This window comes from Serratia sp. CY33525, assembly GCF_052169115.1.
GTDB lineage: Bacteria > Pseudomonadota > Gammaproteobacteria > Enterobacterales > Enterobacteriaceae > Serratia > Serratia sarumanii.
Map to the genome: position 1 here is coordinate 386,374 of NZ_JBJNLK010000004.1, position 21,885 is coordinate 408,258.

Genomic DNA, 21,885 nt, shown 5'->3' on the forward strand with positions numbered 1-21,885 from the left:
CAAAACAGATTAAAAACAACCAATTGAAATAAACCCCTGGCACAACAAACGGCGTCTTTACCGCTTTATTAAATGTTTATTTCATAATTGAGATTATTGAAACTTTTTAACCCAAACAAGCGAAACATGCATTTTGGAATGGCTTATTAACAAAAACATGACACGGATCTAACAAATGAAGTGCAAGCCGCCGGCGAGCGTGCTCCTTTCGTGCGCCGGCAAAAACTGCGAGCGGCCGCGCAGTTTGCGGTTTCCGCGTTTCCCGACCATCCTTACTCGGCAATAATGGACATATCCCTATCTCAGGAGGACCTGACATGCAGCTCAGCAGCAAGGTGCGGATGAACCGCCTGTTCAACAACGGCAAGTGCCTGGACGTGGCGATCGATCACGGCATCGCCAACGAACCGGATTTCTTGATAGGCCTGGAAGATATCGAACGGGTGATGGGCAACCTGATCGCCGCGCGCCCCGACGCCATTCAGGTCAACTACGGCCAGGCGGATCTGCTGCAGCGCGCGCCGCAGCGCGAAAAACCGGCGCTGGTGATGCGCACCGACGTCGGCAACGCCTATAACGCCGCCCGCCACCGCGAGATGTGGGCAGTGCTGCACAACCCGGAGGCGCCAATCCTGGCGGCGCTGCAAATGGACGCCGCCGCGGTGGTGGTCAATCTGTATATGATCCCGGATGAGCCCGGCATTTTCCGCCAGTGCGTGGAGAACATCGGCCGCCTGCGCCACGCCTGCGATCGCTACGCCATGCCGCTGATGATCGAACCGCTGGTGATGGCGCCGGCCGGCCAGGGCGCCGCCTACGGCTCGCTCGGCGACGTGGAGAAGATCGTGCCGCTGGTGCGGCTGGCGCGCGAGCTGGGTGCCGACATCATCAAGGCCGACCCGACCGATCGGGTGGACGATTTCCACCGCGTGGTGGAAGCGGCGCGCTGCCCGACGCTGGTGCGCGGCGGCGGCAAGGGGGAGCTGGGGCCGGTGCTGGAGAAATCCGCCGCGCTGATGGCCCAGGGCGCCTCCGGCATGGTTTACGGCCGCAACGTCTATCAACACAGCAATCCGTCGCAGGTGGTGCGCGCGTTGATGGCAATCATCCATCAGGGCGCCAGCGGCCAACAGGCGCTGGAGATCTACCACCAGCAGTGACACGCTTTTGTAACTAAAATAAGCCCCCCGCTCCCCGGCAGCATGCTATAACCTGCTGCCGGTAACTGCAGCTTGCCTCATTCCTCGCTAGAATACGCCGTGATATCGCCATTCGGAGAACCGCCATGCCAAAACAACGGGTGCCGCTCAAGCTGAGCACCTCCATCACGCTGATGGTGTCCGCCATCATCGCTTCGGTGCTGCTGGTGGTGTTCGCGCTGTTTTTCGTGCAGATGAGCCGCGAGGGGCAAGATCAGCTGCAGCAAAAAGCCATCGCCGTCGCCAATACGCTGGCGCTCTCCAGCACCGTGGTCGACGGCCTGCAGCGGCGCGACCAAAGCGGCGCCATTCAACGCTTCGCCGAGCAGGTACGCCATCAAAACGAGCTGCTGTTCGTGGTGGTGGTAGATATGCAGGGTATCCGCTATTCGCACCCCAAACCCTGGCTGATCGGCAAGCATTTTATCGGCGACGATCTGGCGCCCGCGCTGCAAGGCCACGTCAACAGCGCCATCAACCGCGGCACGCTGGCCCCGGCGCTGCGGGTGTTCGTGCCGGTGTATGACGCGCAGAAACAGCAAATCGGCGTGGTGGCGCTCGGCATCGCGCTGGACACCGTGCAGCGGGTGGTGGCGGAGAGCCGCTGGATCATCTATTGGACCATCGCCTTCGCCGCCCTGGTCGGCAGCCTGGGCACCTTCTTCCTGGTCTCCGCGCTCAAGCGCATCATGCTGGGTTTCGAGCCTTACGAAATCTCCAACCTGTTCGAACAGCGCAACGCCATGCTGCAGTCGATTAAAGAAGGCGTGATCGCGGTCGATAATGAATCCCGCATCACCATCGTCAACGACGAAGCCAAGCGCCTGCTGCGCCAGAGCGGCCCGGTGGAAAACCTGCTGCTGGAAGCCGCCAGCAAGCACTGGCCGGCGCAGCTGCATCTGGCGGAGGTGCTGGCCAGCGGCCAACCGCTGCGCGATCGGCAGATCGGCTTCAACGGCAGCGAACTGCTGACCAATACCGTGCCGGTGATCGTCAACGGCCAGGTGACCGGCGCCATCGCCACCTTCCGCGACAAGACCGAGGTCAGCCGCCTGCTGCAGCGGCTGAGCGGCATGGCGCACTACGCCGATGCGCTGCGGGTGCAGTCGCACGAATTTATGAACAAGCTGCATGTGATACTCGGCATGCTGCACATGAAGGCCTATCAGCAGTTGGAAAACTACATCATCAATACCGCCAGCAACTATCAGGAAGAGATCGGCGCGCTGCTGCGCAAGATCCACTCGCCGGAAGTGGCGGGCTTCTTCATCGGCAAGATCAGCCGCGCCCACGAAGCCGGTGTTGAACTGACCATCGAGGAAACCAGCCTGCTGCCGGAAACCGACGATGCGGAAACCACGCATGTGCTGATCAGCGTGCTCGGCAACCTGATCGAAAACGCCATCGACGCCATCGACGGCGTTGAGGGCCACGAGATCGGCCTGAGCTTCCATCATCACGACGATCAATTACACTGTATCGTCAGCGACGATGGCCCCGGCATCGATCCGGCGATCGGCGCGCGCATCTTCGAACACGGATTTTCCACCAAGGGAACCGGACGTGGCATCGGCCTGGCGCTGATCCGCAGCCATCTGGAGAAACTGGGCGGCAGCATCGATTTCGAGTCCGAACCGGGCGAGCTGACCCAATTTTTCGTGCACCTTCCCTATCAGGCCAAGAGCAGAACTCATGATTAACGTACTGATTGTCGACGACGACCCGATGGTGGCGGAGCTGAACAAATACTACCTGAGCCAGGTCGGCGGTTTTCACTGCCAGGCGACGGTCGCCACTCTGAGCCAGGCGCGCGCGCTACTGGCCGATGCCGGCGTCAGCATCGATTTGGTGCTGTTGGATATCTACATGCAGCAGGAGAACGGGCTGGATCTGCTGCCCGGCCTGCGCGAGCTCGGCGAGAAGACCGACGTGATCATCATCTCCTCCGCCAGCGACGTGAACACGGTGCAAAAAGCGCTGCACTACGGGGTGGTGGATTATCTGATCAAACCGTTCCAGTTCAGCCGCTTCAAGGAGGCGCTGAGCCACTACCGGCAGCAGTCGCAGCTGTTGGCGCAGCGCGAGTTTTCGCAGGCCGACGTCGACAGCCTGCTGCGCCGCCAGCCCGGCGGCCAGGAGAGCAAAAAGCTGCCGAAGGGGCTGACCAGCATCACCCTGAGCACGGTCTGCGAGTGGATCGAACAGCAGCACGATAACGAGTTTTCCACCGACAATCTGGCCAACGCCATCGGCATTTCGCGGGTCTCCTGCCGCAAGTACCTCATCTATCTGGCGGAGAGCGGCATTCTCGGCACCCGTATTCTGTACGGCGCCACCGGCCGCCCGGTCTATCTGTATCAGCTGAAACCGGACGCGATCGCCATGCTGAAGGAGCATTGCCGCCCGGCCTAAACGACGCCGGCGCTGATGGCGCCCGGACGATTAATGTTAGAAGCTGTGCGTGTAACACTTCGCCTCGCGGTGAGGATCTTTCGAGCGTCTCCGCAGGCAGCGCTGCTTTTTCTGTTGCTGCTCCAGGTTCCGCTGCTGCCGCTCGGCGGTCTCTGCCGCCTCGCGCTGCTGTTCGCGCGCAATCGCCTGCTCGTTGGCCAGCGTCAGGTTATCGACATTCCACACCTTGTGGCGCAATGCGTCGCGCTTTTTCTGGTACTCCTCGGTGACCTTACTGTCCTTCGGCGGCGCCGCATGGTATTCCAAATCCACCCGCGCCTGCGCGAAGCAGCAGCTACACAAGGCCACGCCGGCCAACACAATCCTTTTCATCAATGACTCCTTTTACATCGCTTGACTCTGCGCGCACGCCGGCTCAACACCCGTTTGGCGATGCCGGCGGTTTTTCCTCGGAATGCGGCGCTCGCTGCCCACCGGTGACGGGCGCTTTGCCGGGCTCGATACCGCACTCCGCCAAGCGCGCCAGCTCCTCCGCATCGCGCTCTGTCGGCGTCGCTTCCTCACTCATTTCCTGCCGCAAATCCTGCGCCAATGCTTTCAGGCGCTTTTGAAACAGCACCGGCGACACGCCTTCGCACGGCCTGTCGTAACGCGCCGCGCCGGCACTTTGGCTTAACGGCAGCAACAGCAAGAGAAAGATCGCGGCCATCTCCTTCGCCATGGGCAACTCCTTTGATTACGCCGAAATAAACCGGCGGTTCCCTATAAGGAAAACGAATTGTCTGTTAACGCAATGAATGGTTGGGCCACGGCAGAATAACGCAGGAAAGGTAAACCCTCCGACAATATCGGCAGAATGCGCGCATTAATTTGGCTGAATATATTTAGCGGCTTAACGATCGAATATTTTCGCCCCATCAAAGGTGCCGCCAATGCCGACGTTTCCTTCATGTAATACCGAGGAGGCGGACTCACCCGCCATGATGCGTTGCCGCTGTTCCCGCGTGGCAGGCTGCGGCTGAGACCAGTCTGGGGACGTCGACGTCGGCTGAATCGCGCTACAGCCGCTCAACAAAAACAACGATACCGTGGCACAATAACGCCATGTCATAATTTCCTCCTTAAAGGAAATAAAATACCCGCAGCCGGCGGCAAGGGTAAATAAAAAAATGACTTTCTTTAGTTTAATAACCGCCGTTATTTCACCATCCGACTGCCGATGTTAATCACCCGGTTCGTCTGTTAACCCAAAATAAACATTTTCGCTTAGCCACCCGATAATTCGCAGGCAATAAAAAAGGCCGGGCTAACCCGACCTTGTTTGACCGCTCGACGCGCTTAGACCAGCTCGATCACGTCGAAATTGGCTTCGCCGCTCAGATCGGCGTCGTAGTCAACGCCCTGCAGGCCAAAGCCGAACAGGCGCAGGAACTCCGCCTTGTAGCCCTGATAATCGGTCAGTTCGTTGATGTTGTTGTCGTTCAACTGCTGCCAGATGGCACGGCAGGTTTCCTGCACTTCGTCGCGCAGTTCCCAGTCATCCAGACGCAGGCGGTGTTTCTCGTCGGTGTCCGGCGCCGCGCCGCTGTACAGCTTGGTGGCGAACAGACGCTGGATCTGCTCGATGCAGCCTTCGTGAATGCCCTGCTCCTTCATGATTTTGAACACGATGGAGATATACAGCGGCATCACCGGAATGGCAGAGGAAGCCTGAGTCACCACCGACTTGAGCACCGCAACGTAAGCCGCGCCGCCTTTGGCCTGCAGCTTCTGGTTGATGGCGTGCGCCGCGCGATCCAGATCTTCTTTCGCCTTGCCCAGCGTACCATGCCAGTAGATTGGCCAGGTCAGATCGGTGCCGATGTAGGAGTAAGCGACAGACTGCGCGTTATCCGCCAGCACGCCCGCTTCGTCCAGCGCGTCCATCCACAGTTGCCAGTCCTGGCCGCCCATCACCTTCACGGTGTCGGCGATTTCTTGCTCGTTGGCCGGCTCGACCACGGCTTCAACCAGCACGTCTTTGTTGGTGTCCAGCGCGACGGATTTGTACGGCTCGCCGATCGGCTTCAGTGCGGAACGCACCACTTCGCCGGTTTCCGGCATCTTACGCACCGGCGAAGCCAGCGAGTAAACCACCAGGTCAACCTGACCCAGGTCTTTTTTGATCAGATCGATCACGGTCTGACGGCACTCGTTGGAGAATGCGTCGCCGTTGATGCTTTTCGCGTACAGGCCTTCTTCTTTAGCTGCCTTGTCGAAACCGGCGGAGTTGTACCAACCGGCGGAACCGGTTTTGCCTTCGCTGCCAGGCTTCTCGAAAAATACGCCGATGGTGGCCGCACCGCTGCCGAAAGCGGCATTGATGCGCGAGGCCAGACCGTAACCGGTGGATGCACCAATGACCAGCACCTTTTTAGGCCCGTTTTTCAGTTCGCCGCGCGACTTAACGTAGGCGATTTGCTCACGGACGTTGGCTTCACAGCCTGCCGGGTGAGCGGTGGTGCAGATAAAACCACGAATTTTAGGTTTGATAATCATAGTAATTTTTTCTTGGTAGCTAAAAACCGAAGGACAATATACCTGATTTTCTCAATATACTTAAGAAAGTGCGAAAACAAGCGCAGTGAACAGACCAGTCGGCAAGCCCACCGCCGAGGCATGTCATGATGGTAAAGGGATAATCATGGCAGGCCGGATTGCGATTACCCGGCCTGTCGAGGGTCACGCCTTGTTCTTTTCCAACTGCTCAATCAGCGTGTAACGCAGCGATGAGGCATCGGCCGGCACGTTCTCTACCGGAGTAACGCGCACTTTCAGCCGATACTGATAGCCCGGTTCGAAGGTGAAACCTTCGATGCCGGTATAGAACAACTCCCACGGCTGCTGCGCGGAGCGGCGCACCTGCATGCACTTCATCGGGGCGACGCCCACGCAGTCCACCAGCGCGCTGTTCACCAGCAACACTTCCGTTTGGCCGCCTTTCTCGTTTGCGGGCTGATTCATCGAGGTTCCCTCCTGGCTGCAGCCGGCCAGTGCGGCCAACGCAACAAATAACAACGCTTTAATTTTCAATGTACTGCACCAATAGTCATGTAGGTCGGGCGATCCTAACAAATTGGCTGGGTGAATTGAACCTTGCTGCGCGCCGGTGGCGGCGCCATTCATCGTAAAGAACGTCTTGTTAAGCGAAATGACTCACGCAGGAATATCAATCTCCGGCACGCTTATCAGCCTGGTAAATACCTGCAAATAAATCCCCTGTTCTTATCCGAACCGGTAATTATCCCCGCCGTTTTTTCTGTTAAAAACAGCTGGCTTGCGCAAGCTATACGCCATTTAACCGAATCGATAAAGAGGGAGTTTTATGCAAGAGATCGAGGCTAAATATTTTCACCTGATCGCCGGCGCAGGTAACTTTGCCAACAACCGCGGCAGCAATGGACGCGTCAACAACAACGGTGGCAACAAGAACAACAGCAGCAGCAGCAGCAGCACAGCAATAAAGGCGGCAATACCTGCTCACGCTCAGCTGTTTTAACTAATCAGAGCTCCGGCTGAGTCTCTCCGCTCGGTCGGTACTTTCAGCATTTCGGTGATAACGATGTTTAAACTGTTCCGTACCTTGTGCCTGCTGCTCGGCTTTTGGATCGCCACCCTGCTGCTCAGCGGCGCCGGGGTTTCTTTTACTCACGGCTACGCCGCGCCGAAAAACCTGTCGCATTTCGTCGTCTCGCTGGTGGTGGTCGGCGCAATGCTGCTGTGGACCCATAAATTGCTGCGGTTCTTTTTTGCCGAGAAATTTGAGAAGAAGCCGCGTTAAGCCGTGTTCTCATTTTGGCTGTCGCCCGCAATGGTAAAACCGGCATCGCGAATTGCCGCCTTCACCTGCCTGGCGTCCATCACCGCCGTTTTCACATAGCCAAAGAAGGCTACCCGTGCGCCGGGCAAACGGATTGGCGTCGCCAGTTGGGCACTGAGCTCACGATTGCGCTGCGCCATCAGCTCGGCGCGCGCCTGCCAAAACGCGGCGGGATCGGTTGGGGTTTCAGTCGCGGTTTCGAACAGCGACGCCAATTCGCTCAGCGCCTCCCACTCCGCCAACAGGGCGGCAACCACTTCAGGATTAGCCACCTGCCCCCAGTCAGAGGGTAAAGCGCCCTCACGCCACGCCTCAAGATAGGCGGGCAACACCCTCTTCAACTGGCTCAACCGTTCGTTCAACACAGGTTTCCTTTTATAACGCCTAATGCCTTGATATTCCCCATAATGCCACTCTCATTTAACCGGTGATGGGAGCAATGACCGGAGCTTATCAGCGCCATAAATGACGTAATGACTTTTGGTGCGGCTAAATTAGCGATATGTGCGGGTGGGGAATGCGGAGCTGAGGTGTTACGACTGGAAAGAGAAACCAAAGTTTTATTGGCGCTTTAAGTGGAATTTCCTTATAAATCAATCACACAAAAAAAGACCGAATACGATTCCTATATTCGGTCTAGGGAAATGGCTCTTGGGAGAGAGCCGTGCGCTAAAAGTTGGCATTTAATGCAGGGCTTGTTCAGCCGTGCACTTTAAGAGTAGCCTACCGCGCCAGTTTTGCCAGCCGCCCGGCGGCCGCGTGATAGTTTCGTGACGAAATAACTATGCGGCAAATGCGCATCAATCCGCGCGCGCTGGGCAAGGCGTTGGCAAACAAGCGGTTAGTCAGCGCACAGCTTCTCGGCGCGTTCGATAAACGGCGCCAGGCTCATTTTTTTCCCCGGTTCGGCAGGGTCGTCCAGCAGGAGCACCTCCAGCGGCTGCGCACGCTGATGGCCCTTCTTCACCTGCTGCTCCGCTGCGTCGTTGAGCGGGTATTGCATCAGGGTGCTGTTATTCAGCACGAACAGCGCGCCGCCGCTGCGGCACTGCAGCGTCACTTCTTCCTTGGTGAACGCCCACTGTTTGCCGTACTCCAGTTTGGTGATGTTCACCAGTTTGTCTGCCGCCAGCGCGCCGGTCGCGGTTGCCAGCAGCGTAATGCCGAGTAATACCGATTTCATGTGTTGGCCTTAAGGTTGCTATTCACGTCGATTTTCCCGCAGCTTGCCCGGTTGCGGCAAGCCGAAATGTCAAACCGGCGCATAGGTTGCAAATAAACTGACCAGCAGCAGCACCGCCACCCCCAGCCCGACTTCGAGCCAGCAGGCCAGCACCACGCCGCGCTGCGCCAGCGCCGGTACGCGGCTCATTGCTGGCACGATGGCGTAGCGATTGGCCAGCGCCACCATCACCATCAGCGCCACCAGCGCGGTTTTAATCAGCAGCAGGCGCTGATAAGGCGAGCTGAGGTTGAGCGGCCAACCGCCGAGAATGATCAGGCTGTTGACGATACCGGTGACGATCACCGCCGCCACCGCCAGGTGTCCCCAGCGCGAGAAACGGATCAGCGTGGTGATGGCGTCGCTGCGCCACTGCGGCGGCTGCAGATAGCGCAGGCAAACCAGCAGCGGCGCCAGGCTGCCGAACCAGTAGCCGGCGGCCAGCAGGTGTACCGCATGGTTGGCGCGGTGCAGCGCGCCCAGCGCGCCTTCGTGCATCGCCGCGTGGCCGATGAACGCCAGGCTGACCAGCAGCAGCGCCGAACACAGCGCCAACGCCTGCGCACGTGGCCGTTCCGGCAGCAGCAGGCTCAGGATCGCCAGCAGCGACAGCCCCAGATGCCAGCGCCACACTTCGCCGAAGGTGGTGCCGAGCACCGCCCACCAGACCTCCAGCCGCCAGGCGTCTTCCCAACCGTCGCCCATTTGCCCGGCCTGAATGGCCAGCAGCGCCACGGCGGAAAGCCCGGCAATCCAGGTGCCGGCAAGCAGCAGCGGGCGCACATCGCGGGAGAGGATCGGGGAGAGGCGCTGCGGTGACAATAAGGCGGTGAACAGACTGATGCCGAACATCAGCATCACCGCCGCAAAGTGCACCAAGCGACACAGAACGAACAGGGTCGCCAGACTCACGATCAGTTTACGGTGAAGCTGTACTGGCCTTTGGTTTTATGCCCGTCGACCGAAACCACATGCCAGCTGACGTTGTATTTGCCCGCGCTCAGCTCGCCTTCGATCGGCACATTGACCTGGGTGTTGTTGTTCGGATCGAGCTGCAGCTTGCCGGTTTTCACCACGGCGTTGTCCGGGCCGGTGATTTTCACGCCGCTGAAGTTCGGTTCGATGCCTTCGGAGAAGCTGAGGGTCAGCGCCTTCGGCGCCGGGCTGACGCTGGCGTCGGCCTTCGGCGTTTCCACTTTCAGGTGGGCGTGCGCCAGCGCTTGCTGCGAAGACAGGCCGACGAACAGGACGAAAACGGTGGAAAGCAGGCGACAAGAGGAACGAATTTTACCGATCACAGTGGTATCCCTTAACAGTAAAAGAGGGTCATAAGGGTTAAGGCCACAGCCAAGGCGATGTATCAGCGGCCCCAACCCACCGCAAATGATTGCGCCACGGGTAAACAGAAAAACGGGTTGTATCGGCTAACCCGCTGTTTTGACTCTACCATCCCTGTAGCGTATCGCGGTAAATCATAACGACCGCGCTGCGGCAAGTCGAGCGCATCACTGGCATTTTGCGATCCGGCAGCACGTATCGCCGCATAACCGCGATAAACGCAGGGTAAAAAAAACCGCGCGTCAGGCTCGCCCACGCGCGGTTTTTCGGTGTTTTGTTGCAGATTAAGCCTGGCCGTTGCCGCCCTGGCCCATCGCGCCCATTTTCTTCAGATCTTTGTCGATGAAGAACAGGCCTTTGCCGCTGGTGCCCACCAGCGCCAGCTTATCCAGCACGGATTTGAACAGTTTCTCTTCTTCGTGCTGCTCCGCCACGTACCACTGCAGGAAGTTGAAGGTGGAATAATCGTGTGCGGTCATGGCGGCGTGCGCCAGTTCGTTGATCTGACGGGTGATCAGCTGTTCGTGTTCGTAGGTCTGCTGGAACACGTCCGCCAGCGATTCGAACGCCACCGGCGGCGCGGCGATGCTGCCCAGCAGCGGCAAAGAGCCGGTGTCGCTCAGGTAGTCGAACAGGCGTTGCATATGCTGCATCTCTTCCTGAGAGTGCTCTTTAAGAAATGCGGCGGCGCCTTCAAAGCCTTTATCGCTGCACCATGCGCTCATTTGCAGGTACAGGTTGGCGGAGTAGAACTCCAGATTCAGTTGCTCATTCAGCTTTTGAGTCATTTCTTGCGTCAGCATAATGATTCCTTTTATTTTGCAGGTCATGAATTTAATTTCCGCGCATTATGCCCTGCTGCCGTAAAAATAAAAACACCTTATTTACATCCGATCAATATTAATTATTTACTTGATTAAAATCAAATACATAAAAACATATTCAGATTCGCGCTAATTATTATGATAATTATTCCCATCTTTTATTTTAATCAAAAAGCGAATCATTCTTATTTAAAAGAATAAATAGATTGCATTACTCTTTGGAAAATATCGTCCGCCGCGGCGGCGCTACGGGCTTGCCAAGCGTCGCCGGGTGGATTACCTTCTGCGCAGGTTCAATGCGGCAAAGTAAGTAAGGAGCATAGCGTGGGTTACAATCTGGCCGAGCTGTCCAAAGAAGAGATGGACAGGGTGAACGTGGATCTCGCCGCCTCAGGCGTGGCGTATAAAGAGCGCTACAACATGCCGGTGATCCCGGAAGTGGTGGAGCGCGAGCAGCCGGAACCGCTGCGCGACTATTTTCGCGAGCGTGTGGCGCACTACCGCGCGGAATCCCACAAGTTTTCGCGCCTGCCGTACGAGCCGAAGGCCAAATAACAAAACCCGCCGTTACGGCGGGTTTTTTGCGTCACTTGCCGGCGAACCGGTCGGTGGCGATCATCAGCTGGTGCAAGATGCCCGGCTCGTCATACGAATGCCCCGCCCCTTCCACGATATGCAATTCCGCTTCCGGCCAGGCCTTGGCCAGATCCCAGGCGTTCTGCACCTGGCAGGCCATATCATAGCGGCCGTGGACGATCACCGCCGGGATATGGCGGATCAGCGGCACGTTGCGCAGCAACTGGTCATCGCTCTCCAGGAAGCCCAGATGGGTGAAATAGTGGTTTTCAATGCGGGCGAACGCCAGCGCGAAATCATCCTCGCCGAACGAAGCGGATTCGCGGCTCGGCAACAGCGTGACCGTCTCCCCTTCCCACACGCTCCACAGCTTGGCCGCTTCGAGTTGCACCTGCGGATCGGCCGAGGTCAGCCGCTGCCGGTAGGCGGCGATCACATCTTTACGCTCTTCATCCGACAGAATGGACAGCACGCGCTCCCATTTGTCCGGGAAGAAGCGTGACGCGCCGTCCTGGTAATACCAATGCAGCTCCTGCTTGCGCAGGGTGAAAATGCCGCGCAGCACCATTTCACTGACGCGCTCCGGGTGGGTCTGCGCATAGGCGAGCGCCAGCGTCGACCCCCAGGAACCACCAAACACCAGCCATTGATCGACGCCGGCCATTTCGCGCAGCCGCTCGATATCGGCCACCAAATGCCAGGTGGTGTTGTTGTCCAGGCTGGCGTGCGGACGGGAGCGGCCACAGCCGCGCTGATCGAACAGCAGCACCTTGTAGCGTTCGGGATCGAACAACTGGCGATGATGCGGGGAGATGCCGCCGCCCGGCCCGCCGTGAATGAAGACCGCCGGCTTACCGTTCGGGTTGCCGCTCAGCTCCCAGTAGATCCGGTGGCCATCCCCAGTGTCCAGCCAACCGCTGTCGTATGCCGCTAACGGCGGGTACAAACCTCGTAATTGTTCCATGGCGCTTTCCGTCTCTCTGTGAGTCATGCTTTCATCAAAGCGGAACCCGCCCGGCAGGTCAACGGTAAAACCCGAAAACTCGAACGCGCGCCGAGAACTCGGCGCGCGTTTGCTCAAAATCACAACGACCTGCCTGCAAAATGCCCACAGGCCCTATCGGTTGAGGGGCGCATTCGCCCCCCGGGAACTCAGTTAGCCACCTTTGCGCATATGCGGCTCGCGCATCTCCTGCGCGGTTTTCGCCTCGATGCTCAGTTCCGCCGTCGGGCGCAGCAGCAGGCGCGCCAGCCCGATAGGTTCGCCGGTTTCCCGGCAGTAGCCGTACTCGCCGTTCTGCAACCTTGCCAGCGCCGCATCGATTTTCGGCAGCAGGCGGCTTTCGCGATCCAACTGGCGGAACAGCAGGCGCAGATCCTCTTCGCGCGCCGCCTTGTCGGCTTCATCGCCCGTCGCTTCGCCGCCGTCGATCTCTTTTTTCAGCTCATCGATGTGCAGCAGCAGCTTTTGCCGCTCATCTTGCAGCAGCTGGCGGAAAAACGCCCGTTGAACCGAGTTCATATAATCAGAATCCGGCATGGCCAGCAGTTGCTGCGCATCCGGTAACGTCATGACTGTCATTGCGCTCTCCCAACACCAAAAGTGTAACATTATAACATAATATTTATTTTTAGCACCCGGTCATCCAAAAACAAAATTTCATGCAAAAACAGCCAGTTAACCTAAACCTGCACTTTGCCGCTTGCATCCTCTTGGCTTTAGGCGGTTAATGGCTGAGCAAGCCACCCAATCATAGGTAACGAGAGGCCATCATGAGTAAGGGAATGGATAGCAAAAAGAATGCGAAGAAGAAGCCGTTGAAAACCCCAGCTGAGAAACGTGCGGAGAAACGCGCCAAAAAAGCGCATCCGTCTGGTGAGTAAGCGCCCTTCCATCCGTCATTAAACCCGCCAAGGCGGGTTTTTTATTGGCTGCAGCAAGGCGCGGTTGGCACGGCCGCCTGCGCCGGTTAAGCTGAGGCCTGACGGCAACGCGGAGGAAAACATGACGTTACGCGTAATAGATACCGAGACCTGTGGGCTGGACGGCGGCGTGGTGGAAGTGGCCTCCCTCGATCTGCTCGACGGCCAATTGACCAACCCGATGAGCGATCTGGTCAGCCCGGATCGCCCCATCAGCCTCGACGCGATGGCGATTCATCACATCACCGAACAGATGGTGGAAGGCAAACCGCGCATTGCGGTGGCGATCGGCCGCTATCAGGGCAGCCCCTACTATGTCGCGCACAACGCCGCTTTCGATCGCGGCGTGCTGCCGGAGATGAACGGCGCCTGGATCTGCACGCTCAAGCTGGCGCGCACGCTGTATCCGGACATCAAGTACGGCAACCAATATCTGCGCTACGCGCTGAACCTGGACGTGCAGCTGCCGGCAGACGCCACGCTGTACCCGCACCGCGCGCTGTATGACTGCTACGTCACCGCCGCGCTGCTGCAACGCATCATCAAGGATTCGGGCTGGACGCCGGAGCAAATGGTGCAGATCACCGAACAACCGGTGCTGCTGAAGAAGTTCAAATTCGGCAAGTATCGCGGGCAGGAGATCGATCGCATCGCCCAAGAAGATCCCGGCTATCTGCGCTGGATGCTGAAATCCATCGACGATCTGAGCCCGGACATGAAACACACGCTGAAATACTATTTGCTTGGCTAACACGGCGGGCGGCGCAGGCCGCCCGCCGAATGTCGTTACTCCGCCAGCGCCAGAATGAAGGCGTACTCCAGCGCAATATCCTCATAGGCCTTGAAGCGCCCGGACTTGCCGCCGTGGCCGGCATCCATGTCGGTATACAGCAGCAGCTGCCGATCGTCGGTTTTCAGCTCGCGCAGCTTGGCCACCCACTTGGCCGGCTCCCAATACTGCACCTGCGAATCGTGCAGGCCGGTGGTCACCAGCAGATGCGGGTATTCCTGCGCCTTCACCTGATCGTACGGGCTGTACTGCTTGATGTAGTCGTAATAGGCCTGCTCGTTCGGGTTGCCCCACTCGTCATATTCGCCGGTGGTCAGCGGGATCGACTCATCCAGCATGGTGGTCACCACGTCGACGAACGGCACCTGCGCCACCACGCCGTGGAACAGCTGCGGCGCCTGGTTGATCACCGCCCCCATCAGCAGGCCGCCGGCGCTGCCGCCCATGGCGAACACCCGCTTGCCGTCGCCGTAACCCTGGGCGACCAGCGTTTCGGTCACGTCGATAAAATCGTTGAAGGTGTTCTGCTTGTTGAACAGCTTGCCGTCTTCATACCACAGTTGCCCCAGCTCGCCGCCGCCGCGAATGTGCGCCAGCGCGAACACGAAACCGCGATCCAGCAGGCTCAGGCGGCTGGCGCTGAACGCCGGATCCATGCTGCTGCCGTAGGAACCGTAGCCGTACACCATCAACGGGTTGGCGCCGCGCTGGAAGCTGTCCTGGCGATACACCAGCGAGACCGGCACCTCGACGCCGTCGCGCGCCTTCACCCAGACTCGCTCGCTGCGGTAGTTTTCCGGCGTGAAGTTCTTCACTTCCTGCTGTTTGAGCATCGTCCGCTCGCCGCTGTCCATATTCAGTTCGTACAGCGTGGTCGGGGTGGTCATCGACGAATAGCCGTAGCGCAGCAGCGCGGTTTCCGGATCCGGGTTGTACGCCAGCCAGGTGGTGTAAGTCGGATCGTCGAAGGCGATGCGCTTCTCTTCGCCAGTCTGCCAGTGGATCTGGCGCAGCAGCGTCAGGCCGGCGCTGCGCTCCTCCACCACCAGCCAGTCGCGGAACAGGCTAAAGCCCTCCAGCATCACGTCGGCGCGCGGGGCGATCAGCGTCTGCCACTGCGCTTCGTCCGCCTGTTCGCTTTGGTACAGGCCGAAGTTCTTGCCGTCCTTATTGGAGCGGATGTAGAAATGCTGGTGATAGTGATCGATGGCGTATTCGTGATCCTTGCGGCGCGGCACGAACAGCTGCGGCTTGGCGTCCGCACGGTCGGCGTCCAGCAGCAGGATCTCCGAGGTGGTGGTGCTGCTCAGGTGGATCAGGATAAAGCGCTCGGAGGTGGTCTTCTCCAGCCCGACGTAGAAGGTATCGTCCAGCTCTTCGTAAATCAGCTCGTCCTGCTGCGGATCGCTGCCCACCACGTGGCGATAAACCTGATACGGCAACAGCGTCTTGGCGTGCTTGCGCACGTAGTACACCGTCGAGGAGTCGTTGGCCCACTCGAAGCTGCCGGAGGTGTTCTCCAGCACTTCGTCCGCCCAACTGCCGTCGGCCAGGTTCTTGAAGCGAATGTCATACTGGCGGCGCGACAGGAAATCCTCCGCCACCCCCAGCCGCTGGTTGTCGGGGCTGACGTCCAGCCCGCCCAGGGTGTAAAACTCGTGATTCTCGGCGCGCTGGTTGCCGTCGATAAGCACCTCCCAGCGCTCGCTCTCGGCCTGCGGCTGGCGCACGGAAATCGCGTATTCATTGCCCGGCTCATAGCGCGTCTGATAGCGATAGCCGTGGCGCACGTAAGGCACCGAATGTTCCTGCTGCGGAATGCGCGCCACCATCTCTTCGTACAGGGTTTCGCGCAGCGCCTGCTGCGGTTTCAGCATCGCATCGGTGTAGGCGTTTTCCGCCTGCAGGTAGTCCAGCACCTGGCGGTCTGCGCGCTCGTCGTCGCGCAGCCAGTAATAGTCATCCACGCGCGTGTCGCCGTGGATGGTGATGGGATAAGGGCGTTTTTCCGCTTTCGGTGGGGTCATCATTGCTAAATCATCCGCTTACATAGATTGCGGCAAGAGTGACATGATTCCCCCCGGCTTGCCAAGCGGCGCTACGCCAGCTCGCGCTTTTTCTCGTTGACGTCGCTCTCGATGCCCTGCTTGACGTCCGCCGGGATCTTCAGCGCCTGCGCCAGCGCGTCGAGGTAGCCGCGCTCCATAAAGTGATCGACGTCGATCACCAGGCAGCTCAGATAGTAAACCTCCAGCGCCTCGTCTTCGTTTTGCACGCTGCGGGCGATCAATTCCGGGTTGAGCGGCTGCTCGATCGCTTCCTGCACCCAGCCCTGCGCCTCTTCCCCCACCTGCAGCTGCGCCAGGCTGTGATCGATGGCACGCTGCTCGTCGGCATCGATATGGCCGTCGCTCTTGGCCGCGAACACCAGCGCCTGCACCAGGCGTTTGGCGCGCAGATCCACCGGCGTGGTTTGCAGGCCGAACTGCGGTTCGTCCTGATGGGTCTCTTTCACCCGCTGCTTATACTTGTTCCACAGCACCGCGCCCACGGCCGCGCTGCCGCCGATAATCAGCGCATTCTTGCCGAACTTGCCCACCAGCTTGCGCGAGGACTTGTTGGCCAACAGCACGCCGACCAGGCCGCCCAGCGCCGTGGGCGCCAGCAGCTTGCCGATGCCTTCCGCCCCGCCCATCGCGCCGGCCTTCTGCCCGATCAACGTTTGAATCTGCTGCATCCAGTTACTTTTCATCATCTGCCCCTTGCGTGAAAAAGCGCGGCGCGCAGGCGCGGCCGAGCCGTCGGTAAACCGCCAGATTAAGGGATCTTTTGTCAATTTACGTCTGGGGGATGCAAACCTGTGTTTAGCGGGCCGGGCGGCCCGCCTGGGTAAGCTGCGGCGTTACGCTTCTTCGTCGCCCGCTTCGTCGTCCTGCTCGTACTCCGCCAGCTCGTCGCGCATCGCCTGGATGGCGTCGCGGGTCATCAGCGCCAGTGTACGGTAAAAACCGGTGGTGGCGTGGGCTTCCACTTTGCCGAGGAAGCGGCCGCACCACGGCAGCAGGAACTCGTCGAACAGGGCGATCTGCGCCTGCGCTTCATCTTCCTGCGATTGATCTTCCAGCCAAGACGCTGCCAGCAGCAGCTGGCCGAAATGATCGGCCGGCGCCTCCGCCAGCGGCATGCCGCGCTGCTGCAGGAAGGTGCGCACGTCCGCTTCGCTGGCGCCTTCGACGTAGTCGGAGCGGAACGGCGACACGCTGCACTCGCTGCCGACGAACATCGCGTTGAAATCGGTCGCCAGCTGGTTGACGTCGCAGCCCTGCTGCAGGCGCTTCAACAGATCATCCTGCTCCAGCGGCCAGTGCTGCTGCAGCTTGCCCTCTTTGATCAGCGCGAACAGCGGCACCAGCAGCGGATCCTGCGGCTGGCGGTAGAACAGCGTACCCAGCACGCGGCAGACAATGGAAAACTCATTCATGATAATGCCTTATACAATACGGAAAATTTTGCCGGGACGATGTCACAAATCGGCCAATTCCGCAATCGCCGGCTTGCCGCGCCGCTCGAGAAAGTCCAGCAACCGGCGCGGGCTGACGTTGAGAATACGCGCCTGCGGGAAGCCCACCTCTTCGATAATGCGCTCGCAGTGCTCAAAGTTACCCAGCGAAAAGGCGACGTGCGAATCCGAGCCCAGCGCCAGCCAGCCGCCAGCATCGCGCACCGCGGCGGCGATCGCCCGGCAGTTGGCCTCGCTGCCCTTGCGGGAGTGGGTGAACGACGAGTTATTCAGCTCCAGCGCCACCTCGTATTTGGCCGCCGCCGCCGCGACGGCGGGAATGTCGATCGGGTAGCGCGGGTTGCCGGGGTGGCTGATGATATGCACGTCCCCCTGCGCCATCGCGGCGATCATCGCTTCAGTATTGGACGCTTTATCCTGCGGCGCAAACACCGGCTCATGGAAACCGGCGATGATGACGTCGGTGGCGGTCAACATCGGGCCGGTGCAGTCGATATCGCCCTGCAGGTTTTTGATGTTGGCTTCAATGCCGCGCAAGATGCCCACGCCGTTCACCAGGCGCGGCCACACGTGCATGTTCATAAAGTGCCAGTAGTGCGGCGCATCGGCCATATCCGGGCCGTGATCGGTGATGGCGAACAGCTTGATGCCCTTCTGCTGGGCTTCGGCGATGTAATCGTGCAGCGTGCTGTAAGCGTGGGTGCTGGCGACGGTGTGCATATGCAAATCAACGGGGTACATTGTTTCTCCTTCCAGAGGGTCCGCCCGCAAAGGCACGGGCAGGCGCGATGACGATAACAGCTTATCAGCTACCGAACGGCGGCAGAAGGATCAGTACCCCCGTTGCCTGTCGACCACGCCGGCCGGGGCATGCCCCGCCTCCAGCGCGCGGATGTTGGCGGCGATCTGATCCATCGCCTGCTGCGGCAACGTGATGGCAGCAATATGCGGGGTAATGGTGACACGCGGATGACGCCAGAACGGGTGATCCTGCGGCAGCGGCTCGCGGGCGAACACGTCCAGCGTGGCGGCGGCCAGTTGCCCCTGCTCCAGCGCCGCCAGCAGATCGGCTTCTACCAGATGCGCGCCGCGCGCGATGTTGATGAGATAGGCACCCGAACTCAGCTGCGCGAACAGCTCGCGGTTGAGAATGCCGACGGTCTCCGGCGTATTGGGCAGCAGGTTGATCAGCAATTTGACGCCGTCGAGGAAGGCAGCGCGCTGCGCCTCCCCGGCGAAGCTTTGCACGCCATCGATCTGCTTGGCGCTGCGGCTCCAGCAGCGTACGCTGAAGCCAAACTCGGTCAGCTTGCGCGCCACGCTCTGCCCCAGCACGCCGGCGCCGAGGATGCCGATGGTGAAATCATCCAGCGAGTGCGGATCGAGCGGCTGCCACTCCTGCCGCTGCTGCAGCGCCTGATACTCGTCGAAACGGCGGAAATAGCGCAGCACATAGCTCAGCGCGTATTCCTGCATCTGCTGCGCCATGCCGGTATCCTCCAGCCGCAGCAGCGGCACGCCGGCAGGCAGCGTGCCGGGGTGTTTTCGCTCCTGATCGAGGATCGCGTCAACGCCGGCGCCGAGGGCGAACACCGCTTTCAGATCGCGGCGGTTGGCCAGCATCTCGTGCGGCGGGCGCCACACCAGCGCGTAATCGGCCGGCCGCTCGTCGCCGCGCTGCCACTCGCGGATCTCGGCCTGCGGCAGGCGTTGCTTGATGCCGGCCAGCCATTCCTGGGCGTTAAACAAGGGGTGGTAATAAATGATGTTCATACTGCGGGCTCCCGTTTGTTTTTATTGGTTTACCTCCAGCCTTCCGCGATTCGCCGCCGGATGCAAGCGTTAAAGCCCAAAATAAAAACAGCCCCGACCAGTGGGGCTGTTGTGCATGTTAGCCAATCAGGCGGCAGTTGGGCCGTCGCGCCGGATAAGGCGCCGCAGCAGCGGAATGAGAATCAGCATCGCCACGCCGACGCCCGTCGCCCCCCAACCCAGCGCGCTGAAGATTTCGCTGTAGCCGGGGTTGGTCTGCAGCGGCGTGCTGCCGCTGTTTTCCGGCATCAGGCCGGAGACGTAGCCCGCCAGCACCGAGGCGACGCCGGTCACCATCATCCAGCAGCCCATCATCACGCCCTGATAGCGCGGCGGCGCCAGCTTGCCGATCATGGCGTAACCGATCGGCGAGATCATCAATTCACCGACGCTTTGCAGCACATAGCTGATGACGATCCATTTAAACGCCACCAGCCCGTCGCCGCCCGCCATGCTGATGCCCAGCGGCAGCACCAGCATGCCGAGCCCGATGCAGAACAGCGATCCGGAGAACTGCAACGGAATGTCGATGTTGCAACCGCGAGCGCGCAAGCGGTTGAACCACCAGGCCAGCAGCGGGCCGCCCACCACGATCACCAGCGTGTTGATGTTCTGGATCCACTGCGGCGCCACCTGAATGCCGTAAACGTTCAGGTTGATGTTGTGCTCGGAGAACAGCATCAGCCCCATCGGCGCCAGCTGGTACAGCGCCCAGAACACCAGCGAGCCCAGCGCCAGGATCAGATAGGCCGCCATTCTGCGGCGCTCATCGCGCGGATGGTGGCGCAGCGTCACCACGCACAGCATCAGGAAGATCAGCGCGCCGAGCACGATCACGAAGTGGCCGCTGAACTCGGCGTGGGTCAGCATCACGCGGATGATCGGCACCAGCGCCACCAGTACCGCCAGCCCGACCAGCATGCGCCAACGGTATTGGCTGCGGCTGGCGTCGCGCAGCGGCGTATTGAGATCCGCCAGAATGCGCCAGCGGCAGACGGCGACAACGATCGCCGCCGCGTTGCCCAGCGTGGCGAACAGGAACAGCGCGCGGTAGTTTTCCGTCAGTTGGAAATACCCGGCGACGGTAAAGCCGACGAAGAACCCGAGGTTCATACCGGCGTAGTTCCACAGGAACGCCGATTCGCGCCGATCATCGTCCGGCTTGAAACGCTGGGTGAGCATCATATTGATGCAGGTAACGTTGAGGCCGCTGCCGGTCAGGAACATCGCCAGCCCCCAGTACAGCCCCCACACGCCCGCGACGGCAATCAGCGCGCAGCCGATCACCTGCAGCACCATGCCGAGCACGAACAGATTGCGGTTACTGAGGAATCGGCCGCCGAGGTAACCGCCGAACATGTGCAGGCCATAGTTGAAGGCGCCGAACACGCCCATCATGGCGTTGGCGCTGCTTTCGTTGAAACCCAATCGCTTGGTGGCGTACAGCACCAGCGTGGAGTAGAGCACGGCGAAGCCTAGCGTGGCGAAGATTTGGATGAAGAACAGCGCCCCCGCACCGGGGGGAATGGCATGGCGCGCTTGCGGCGCCGGTATGGCATCTGAAGGAGTCACAACGAACCTCTACTGCATTATTATGTAATGAGTCTGTCCCTGTCTGCGATATCGCCGGCCTGTCACCCGGCAATCTGCGCGGCGACGTGATGTTCCTTGCCAAAAACGCCGCGCCGACATGATTCCATTTAGCGACACATCTGACTAATAATCCAGTATTAATGCATATAACAGCAAACAACCCAACCTCAATGGCGATATATTGAGCTATCTGCACAGAAAAAGGTCAAGCGATCGTCTTTCATGGATTCTTACCGCTGCCAGCCCTGCCCGCTGGCGGCCGCGAGTGGGAATATCGTTCGGTAAATCAGCAAATTGCTGCAAGTTTGGCTAAACAGTCATGAGAATGAAATAAGAGGGTTGACGCTGAGATCAGATTCTCCTACATTAGCGCCCGTCGACAGCGCAAAGCGTTTTCGACAACAAAACGGTGAGGTGTCTGAGTGGCTGAAGGAGCACGCCTGGAAAGTGTGTATACGCGAAAGTGTATCGAGGGTTCGAACCCCTCTCTCACCGCCAAATTTAAAGAGAAAGCCTGGATTCGCGTCCAGGCTTTTTTATTTGCATGGCGCACCGCCGAGAGGGGCGAGAAGCCTCGACAGGGTTCGACAAAACGCCTGCGTTTTGGACCGCCAACGGCGGCCCGCAGGGTGAGCGCAGCGAATCAACCCCTCTCTCACCGCCAAATTCAAAGAGAAAGCCTGGATTCGCGTCCAGGCTTTTTTTTTGCATGATGCACCGCCGAGAGGGGCGAGAAGCCTCGACAGGGTTCGACAAAACGCCTGCGTTTTGGACCGCCAACGGCGGCCCGCAGGGTGAGCGCAGCGAATCAAGCCCT

The 21,885-nt window shown here is 59.6% G+C and carries 25 protein-coding genes and 1 tRNA gene; 8 read left to right on the forward strand and 18 right to left on the reverse strand.

Annotated elements, in window-relative coordinates; translation table 11 throughout:
• Positions 1–317: 317 nt before the first annotated feature.
• From ACJ8IM_RS13230 to dcuR, 3 genes are all read left to right on the forward strand, one after another.
• Positions 318–1,160, forward strand: a complete 843-nt coding sequence (locus ACJ8IM_RS13230; protein ID WP_033653835.1) for a class I fructose-bisphosphate aldolase — start codon at positions 318–320, stop codon at positions 1,158–1,160.
• A gap of 125 nt (positions 1,161–1,285) precedes the next feature.
• On the forward strand, positions 1,286–2,899 hold the full coding sequence (locus tag ACJ8IM_RS13235; RefSeq protein WP_033653834.1) for a sensor histidine kinase: 1,614 nt from the start codon (positions 1,286–1,288) through the stop codon (positions 2,897–2,899).
• Positions 2,892–3,611, forward strand: coding sequence for a two-component system response regulator DcuR (dcuR, locus tag ACJ8IM_RS13240; protein WP_033638121.1), 720 nt, complete (start codon positions 2,892–2,894; stop codon positions 3,609–3,611). The genes ACJ8IM_RS13235 and dcuR overlap by 8 nt, the downstream gene beginning before the upstream one ends.
• A gap of 36 nt (positions 3,612–3,647) precedes the next feature.
• Here the strand turns inward: dcuR and ACJ8IM_RS13245 are convergent, their stop codons facing one another.
• From ACJ8IM_RS13245 to ACJ8IM_RS13265, 5 genes are all read right to left on the reverse strand, one after another.
• Positions 3,648–3,983, reverse strand: coding sequence for a hypothetical protein (locus ACJ8IM_RS13245; RefSeq protein ID WP_033653833.1), 336 nt, complete (start codon positions 3,981–3,983; stop codon positions 3,648–3,650).
• 43 nt (positions 3,984–4,026) lie between these two features.
• Positions 4,027–4,332, reverse strand: a complete 306-nt coding sequence (locus ACJ8IM_RS13250; protein WP_033646422.1) for a hypothetical protein — start codon at positions 4,330–4,332, stop codon at positions 4,027–4,029.
• Positions 4,333–4,503: 171 nt separating this feature from the next.
• Entirely contained in the window at positions 4,504–4,722 is a 219-nt protein-coding gene (locus tag ACJ8IM_RS13255; RefSeq protein WP_033646423.1) for a hypothetical protein, read from the reverse strand.
• A gap of 227 nt (positions 4,723–4,949) precedes the next feature.
• Positions 4,950–6,149: an enoyl-ACP reductase FabV gene (fabV, locus tag ACJ8IM_RS13260; protein ID WP_033638117.1), complete on the reverse strand. Its 1,200-nt coding sequence runs from the start codon at positions 6,147–6,149 to the stop codon at positions 4,950–4,952.
• 183 nt (positions 6,150–6,332) lie between these two features.
• On the reverse strand, positions 6,333–6,683 hold the full coding sequence (locus ACJ8IM_RS13265; protein ID WP_033638116.1) for a DUF4377 domain-containing protein: 351 nt from the start codon (positions 6,681–6,683) through the stop codon (positions 6,333–6,335).
• A gap of 292 nt (positions 6,684–6,975) precedes the next feature.
• On the opposite strand from ACJ8IM_RS13265, the gene ACJ8IM_RS13270 reads away from it, so the two are divergent.
• Together ACJ8IM_RS13270 and ACJ8IM_RS13275 are read left to right on the forward strand one after the other, a co-directional pair.
• The gene (locus ACJ8IM_RS13270; protein ID WP_154231887.1) at positions 6,976–7,149 is read left to right on the forward strand and encodes a hypothetical protein; all 174 of its coding nucleotides are present in this window, start codon (positions 6,976–6,978) and stop codon (positions 7,147–7,149) included.
• Between the two features lie 63 nt (positions 7,150–7,212).
• Entirely contained in the window at positions 7,213–7,431 is a 219-nt protein-coding gene (locus tag ACJ8IM_RS13275; RefSeq protein ID WP_033638114.1) for a hypothetical protein, read from the forward strand.
• Here ACJ8IM_RS13275 and ACJ8IM_RS13280 read toward each other — a convergent pair.
• From ACJ8IM_RS13280 to ftnA, 5 genes are all read right to left on the reverse strand, one after another.
• Positions 7,428–7,832, reverse strand: a complete 405-nt coding sequence (locus tag ACJ8IM_RS13280; RefSeq protein ID WP_033653832.1) for a hypothetical protein — start codon at positions 7,830–7,832, stop codon at positions 7,428–7,430. The two genes, ACJ8IM_RS13275 and ACJ8IM_RS13280, sit on opposite strands and share 4 nt — an antisense overlap.
• A 479-nt stretch (positions 7,833–8,311) precedes the next feature.
• Positions 8,312–8,653 carry a YebY family protein gene (locus ACJ8IM_RS13285; protein WP_025302452.1) on the reverse strand — a complete coding sequence of 114 codons (342 nt, stop codon included), beginning with the start codon at positions 8,651–8,653 and terminating at the stop codon, positions 8,312–8,314.
• 69 nt (positions 8,654–8,722) lie between these two features.
• Positions 8,723–9,604 (reverse strand): copper homeostasis membrane protein CopD, encoded by an 882-nt coding sequence (gene copD, locus ACJ8IM_RS13290; protein WP_033653831.1) that lies wholly within the window; start codon positions 9,602–9,604, stop codon positions 8,723–8,725.
• A 2-nt stretch (positions 9,605–9,606) separates the two neighbouring features.
• The gene (yobA, locus tag ACJ8IM_RS13295; protein WP_004940886.1) at positions 9,607–9,990 is read right to left on the reverse strand and encodes a CopC domain-containing protein YobA; all 384 of its coding nucleotides are present in this window, start codon (positions 9,988–9,990) and stop codon (positions 9,607–9,609) included.
• 324 nt (positions 9,991–10,314) lie between these two features.
• On the reverse strand, positions 10,315–10,833 hold the full coding sequence (gene ftnA, locus ACJ8IM_RS13300; RefSeq protein WP_025302449.1) for a non-heme ferritin: 519 nt from the start codon (positions 10,831–10,833) through the stop codon (positions 10,315–10,317).
• A 345-nt stretch (positions 10,834–11,178) separates the two neighbouring features.
• Here ftnA and ACJ8IM_RS13305 point away from each other — a divergent pair, with 345 nt between their 5' ends.
• Positions 11,179–11,409: a DNA polymerase III subunit theta gene (locus tag ACJ8IM_RS13305; RefSeq protein WP_033642715.1), complete on the forward strand. Its 231-nt coding sequence runs from the start codon at positions 11,179–11,181 to the stop codon at positions 11,407–11,409.
• Positions 11,410–11,440: 31 nt separating this feature from the next.
• Here the strand turns inward: ACJ8IM_RS13305 and pip are convergent, their stop codons facing one another.
• Together pip and dksA are read right to left on the reverse strand one after the other, a co-directional pair.
• Complete coding sequence (pip, locus tag ACJ8IM_RS13310) at positions 11,441–12,394, reverse strand: prolyl aminopeptidase (RefSeq protein ID WP_033646426.1); 954 nt, start codon at positions 12,392–12,394, stop codon at positions 11,441–11,443.
• A gap of 192 nt (positions 12,395–12,586) precedes the next feature.
• Positions 12,587–13,012: an RNA polymerase-binding protein DksA gene (gene dksA / locus ACJ8IM_RS13315; protein WP_033653830.1), complete on the reverse strand. Its 426-nt coding sequence runs from the start codon at positions 13,010–13,012 to the stop codon at positions 12,587–12,589.
• Between the two features lie 423 nt (positions 13,013–13,435).
• Between dksA and exoX the strand changes: the two genes are divergently transcribed.
• Positions 13,436–14,104: an exodeoxyribonuclease X gene (exoX, locus tag ACJ8IM_RS13320; RefSeq protein ID WP_033653829.1), complete on the forward strand. Its 669-nt coding sequence runs from the start codon at positions 13,436–13,438 to the stop codon at positions 14,102–14,104.
• Positions 14,105–14,139: 35 nt separating this feature from the next.
• On the opposite strand, the gene ACJ8IM_RS13325 is transcribed toward exoX, so the two are convergent.
• The 6 genes from ACJ8IM_RS13325 to ACJ8IM_RS13350 all read right to left on the reverse strand — a co-directional run bounded on the left by ACJ8IM_RS13325 (position 14,140) and on the right by ACJ8IM_RS13350 (position 21,029).
• Positions 14,140–16,173 carry a S9 family peptidase gene (locus ACJ8IM_RS13325; protein ID WP_033653828.1) on the reverse strand — a complete coding sequence of 678 codons (2,034 nt, stop codon included), beginning with the start codon at positions 16,171–16,173 and terminating at the stop codon, positions 14,140–14,142.
• A gap of 68 nt (positions 16,174–16,241) precedes the next feature.
• Positions 16,242–16,895 carry a tellurite resistance TerB family protein gene (locus ACJ8IM_RS13330; protein ID WP_033638740.1) on the reverse strand — a complete coding sequence of 218 codons (654 nt, stop codon included), beginning with the start codon at positions 16,893–16,895 and terminating at the stop codon, positions 16,242–16,244.
• A 150-nt stretch (positions 16,896–17,045) separates the two neighbouring features.
• Positions 17,046–17,624 carry a TorD/DmsD family molecular chaperone gene (locus ACJ8IM_RS13335; RefSeq protein WP_033646428.1) on the reverse strand — a complete coding sequence of 193 codons (579 nt, stop codon included), beginning with the start codon at positions 17,622–17,624 and terminating at the stop codon, positions 17,046–17,048.
• A 42-nt stretch (positions 17,625–17,666) separates the two neighbouring features.
• Complete coding sequence (locus tag ACJ8IM_RS13340; RefSeq protein WP_033638063.1) at positions 17,667–18,404, reverse strand: phosphatase; 738 nt, start codon at positions 18,402–18,404, stop codon at positions 17,667–17,669.
• Positions 18,405–18,494: 90 nt separating this feature from the next.
• Positions 18,495–19,436, reverse strand: a complete 942-nt coding sequence (ghrA, locus tag ACJ8IM_RS13345; RefSeq protein WP_033646429.1) for a glyoxylate/hydroxypyruvate reductase GhrA — start codon at positions 19,434–19,436, stop codon at positions 18,495–18,497.
• A gap of 126 nt (positions 19,437–19,562) precedes the next feature.
• A complete protein-coding gene (locus ACJ8IM_RS13350) occupies positions 19,563–21,029 on the reverse strand; it encodes a peptide MFS transporter (protein ID WP_086581149.1) in 1,467 nt (488 codons plus the stop codon).
• A 447-nt stretch (positions 21,030–21,476) separates the two neighbouring features.
• Between ACJ8IM_RS13350 and ACJ8IM_RS13355 the strand changes: the two genes are divergently transcribed.
• Positions 21,477–21,566: transfer RNA gene (locus tag ACJ8IM_RS13355), tRNA-Ser, on the forward strand.
• The last annotated feature ends 319 nt before the right edge of the window (positions 21,567–21,885 follow it).

Coding starts and splice junctions, on each gene's coding strand:
- ACJ8IM_RS13325 (WP_033653828.1), bottom strand. CDS start 16,173: ATGATGACCCCACCGAAAGCGGAAAAACGCCCTTATCCCATCACCATC.
- dksA (WP_033653830.1), bottom strand. CDS start 13,012: ATGACAGTCATGACGTTACCGGATGCGCAGCAACTGCTGGCCATGCCG.
- ACJ8IM_RS13275 (WP_033638114.1), top strand. CDS start 7,213: ATGTTTAAACTGTTCCGTACCTTGTGCCTGCTGCTCGGCTTTTGGATC.
- pip (WP_033646426.1), bottom strand. CDS start 12,394: ATGGAACAATTACGAGGTTTGTACCCGCCGTTAGCGGCATACGACAGC.
- ACJ8IM_RS13335 (WP_033646428.1), bottom strand. CDS start 17,624: ATGAATGAGTTTTCCATTGTCTGCCGCGTGCTGGGTACGCTGTTCTAC.
- dcuR (WP_033638121.1), top strand. CDS start 2,892: ATGATTAACGTACTGATTGTCGACGACGACCCGATGGTGGCGGAGCTG.
- fabV (WP_033638117.1), bottom strand. CDS start 6,149: ATGATTATCAAACCTAAAATTCGTGGTTTTATCTGCACCACCGCTCAC.
- ACJ8IM_RS13230 (WP_033653835.1), top strand. CDS start 318: ATGCAGCTCAGCAGCAAGGTGCGGATGAACCGCCTGTTCAACAACGGC.
- ftnA (WP_025302449.1), bottom strand. CDS start 10,833: ATGCTGACGCAAGAAATGACTCAAAAGCTGAATGAGCAACTGAATCTG.
- ACJ8IM_RS13255 (WP_033646423.1), bottom strand. CDS start 4,722: ATGACATGGCGTTATTGTGCCACGGTATCGTTGTTTTTGTTGAGCGGC.
- ACJ8IM_RS13270 (WP_154231887.1), top strand. CDS start 6,976: ATGCAAGAGATCGAGGCTAAATATTTTCACCTGATCGCCGGCGCAGGT.
- ACJ8IM_RS13245 (WP_033653833.1), bottom strand. CDS start 3,983: ATGAAAAGGATTGTGTTGGCCGGCGTGGCCTTGTGTAGCTGCTGCTTC.
- ghrA (WP_033646429.1), bottom strand. CDS start 19,436: ATGAACATCATTTATTACCACCCCTTGTTTAACGCCCAGGAATGGCTG.
- ACJ8IM_RS13330 (WP_033638740.1), bottom strand. CDS start 16,895: ATGAAAAGTAACTGGATGCAGCAGATTCAAACGTTGATCGGGCAGAAG.
- ACJ8IM_RS13285 (WP_025302452.1), bottom strand. CDS start 8,653: ATGAAATCGGTATTACTCGGCATTACGCTGCTGGCAACCGCGACCGGC.
- ACJ8IM_RS13340 (WP_033638063.1), bottom strand. CDS start 18,404: ATGTACCCCGTTGATTTGCATATGCACACCGTCGCCAGCACCCACGCT.
- ACJ8IM_RS13250 (WP_033646422.1), bottom strand. CDS start 4,332: ATGGCGAAGGAGATGGCCGCGATCTTTCTCTTGCTGTTGCTGCCGTTA.
- ACJ8IM_RS13235 (WP_033653834.1), top strand. CDS start 1,286: ATGCCAAAACAACGGGTGCCGCTCAAGCTGAGCACCTCCATCACGCTG.
- exoX (WP_033653829.1), top strand. CDS start 13,436: ATGACGTTACGCGTAATAGATACCGAGACCTGTGGGCTGGACGGCGGC.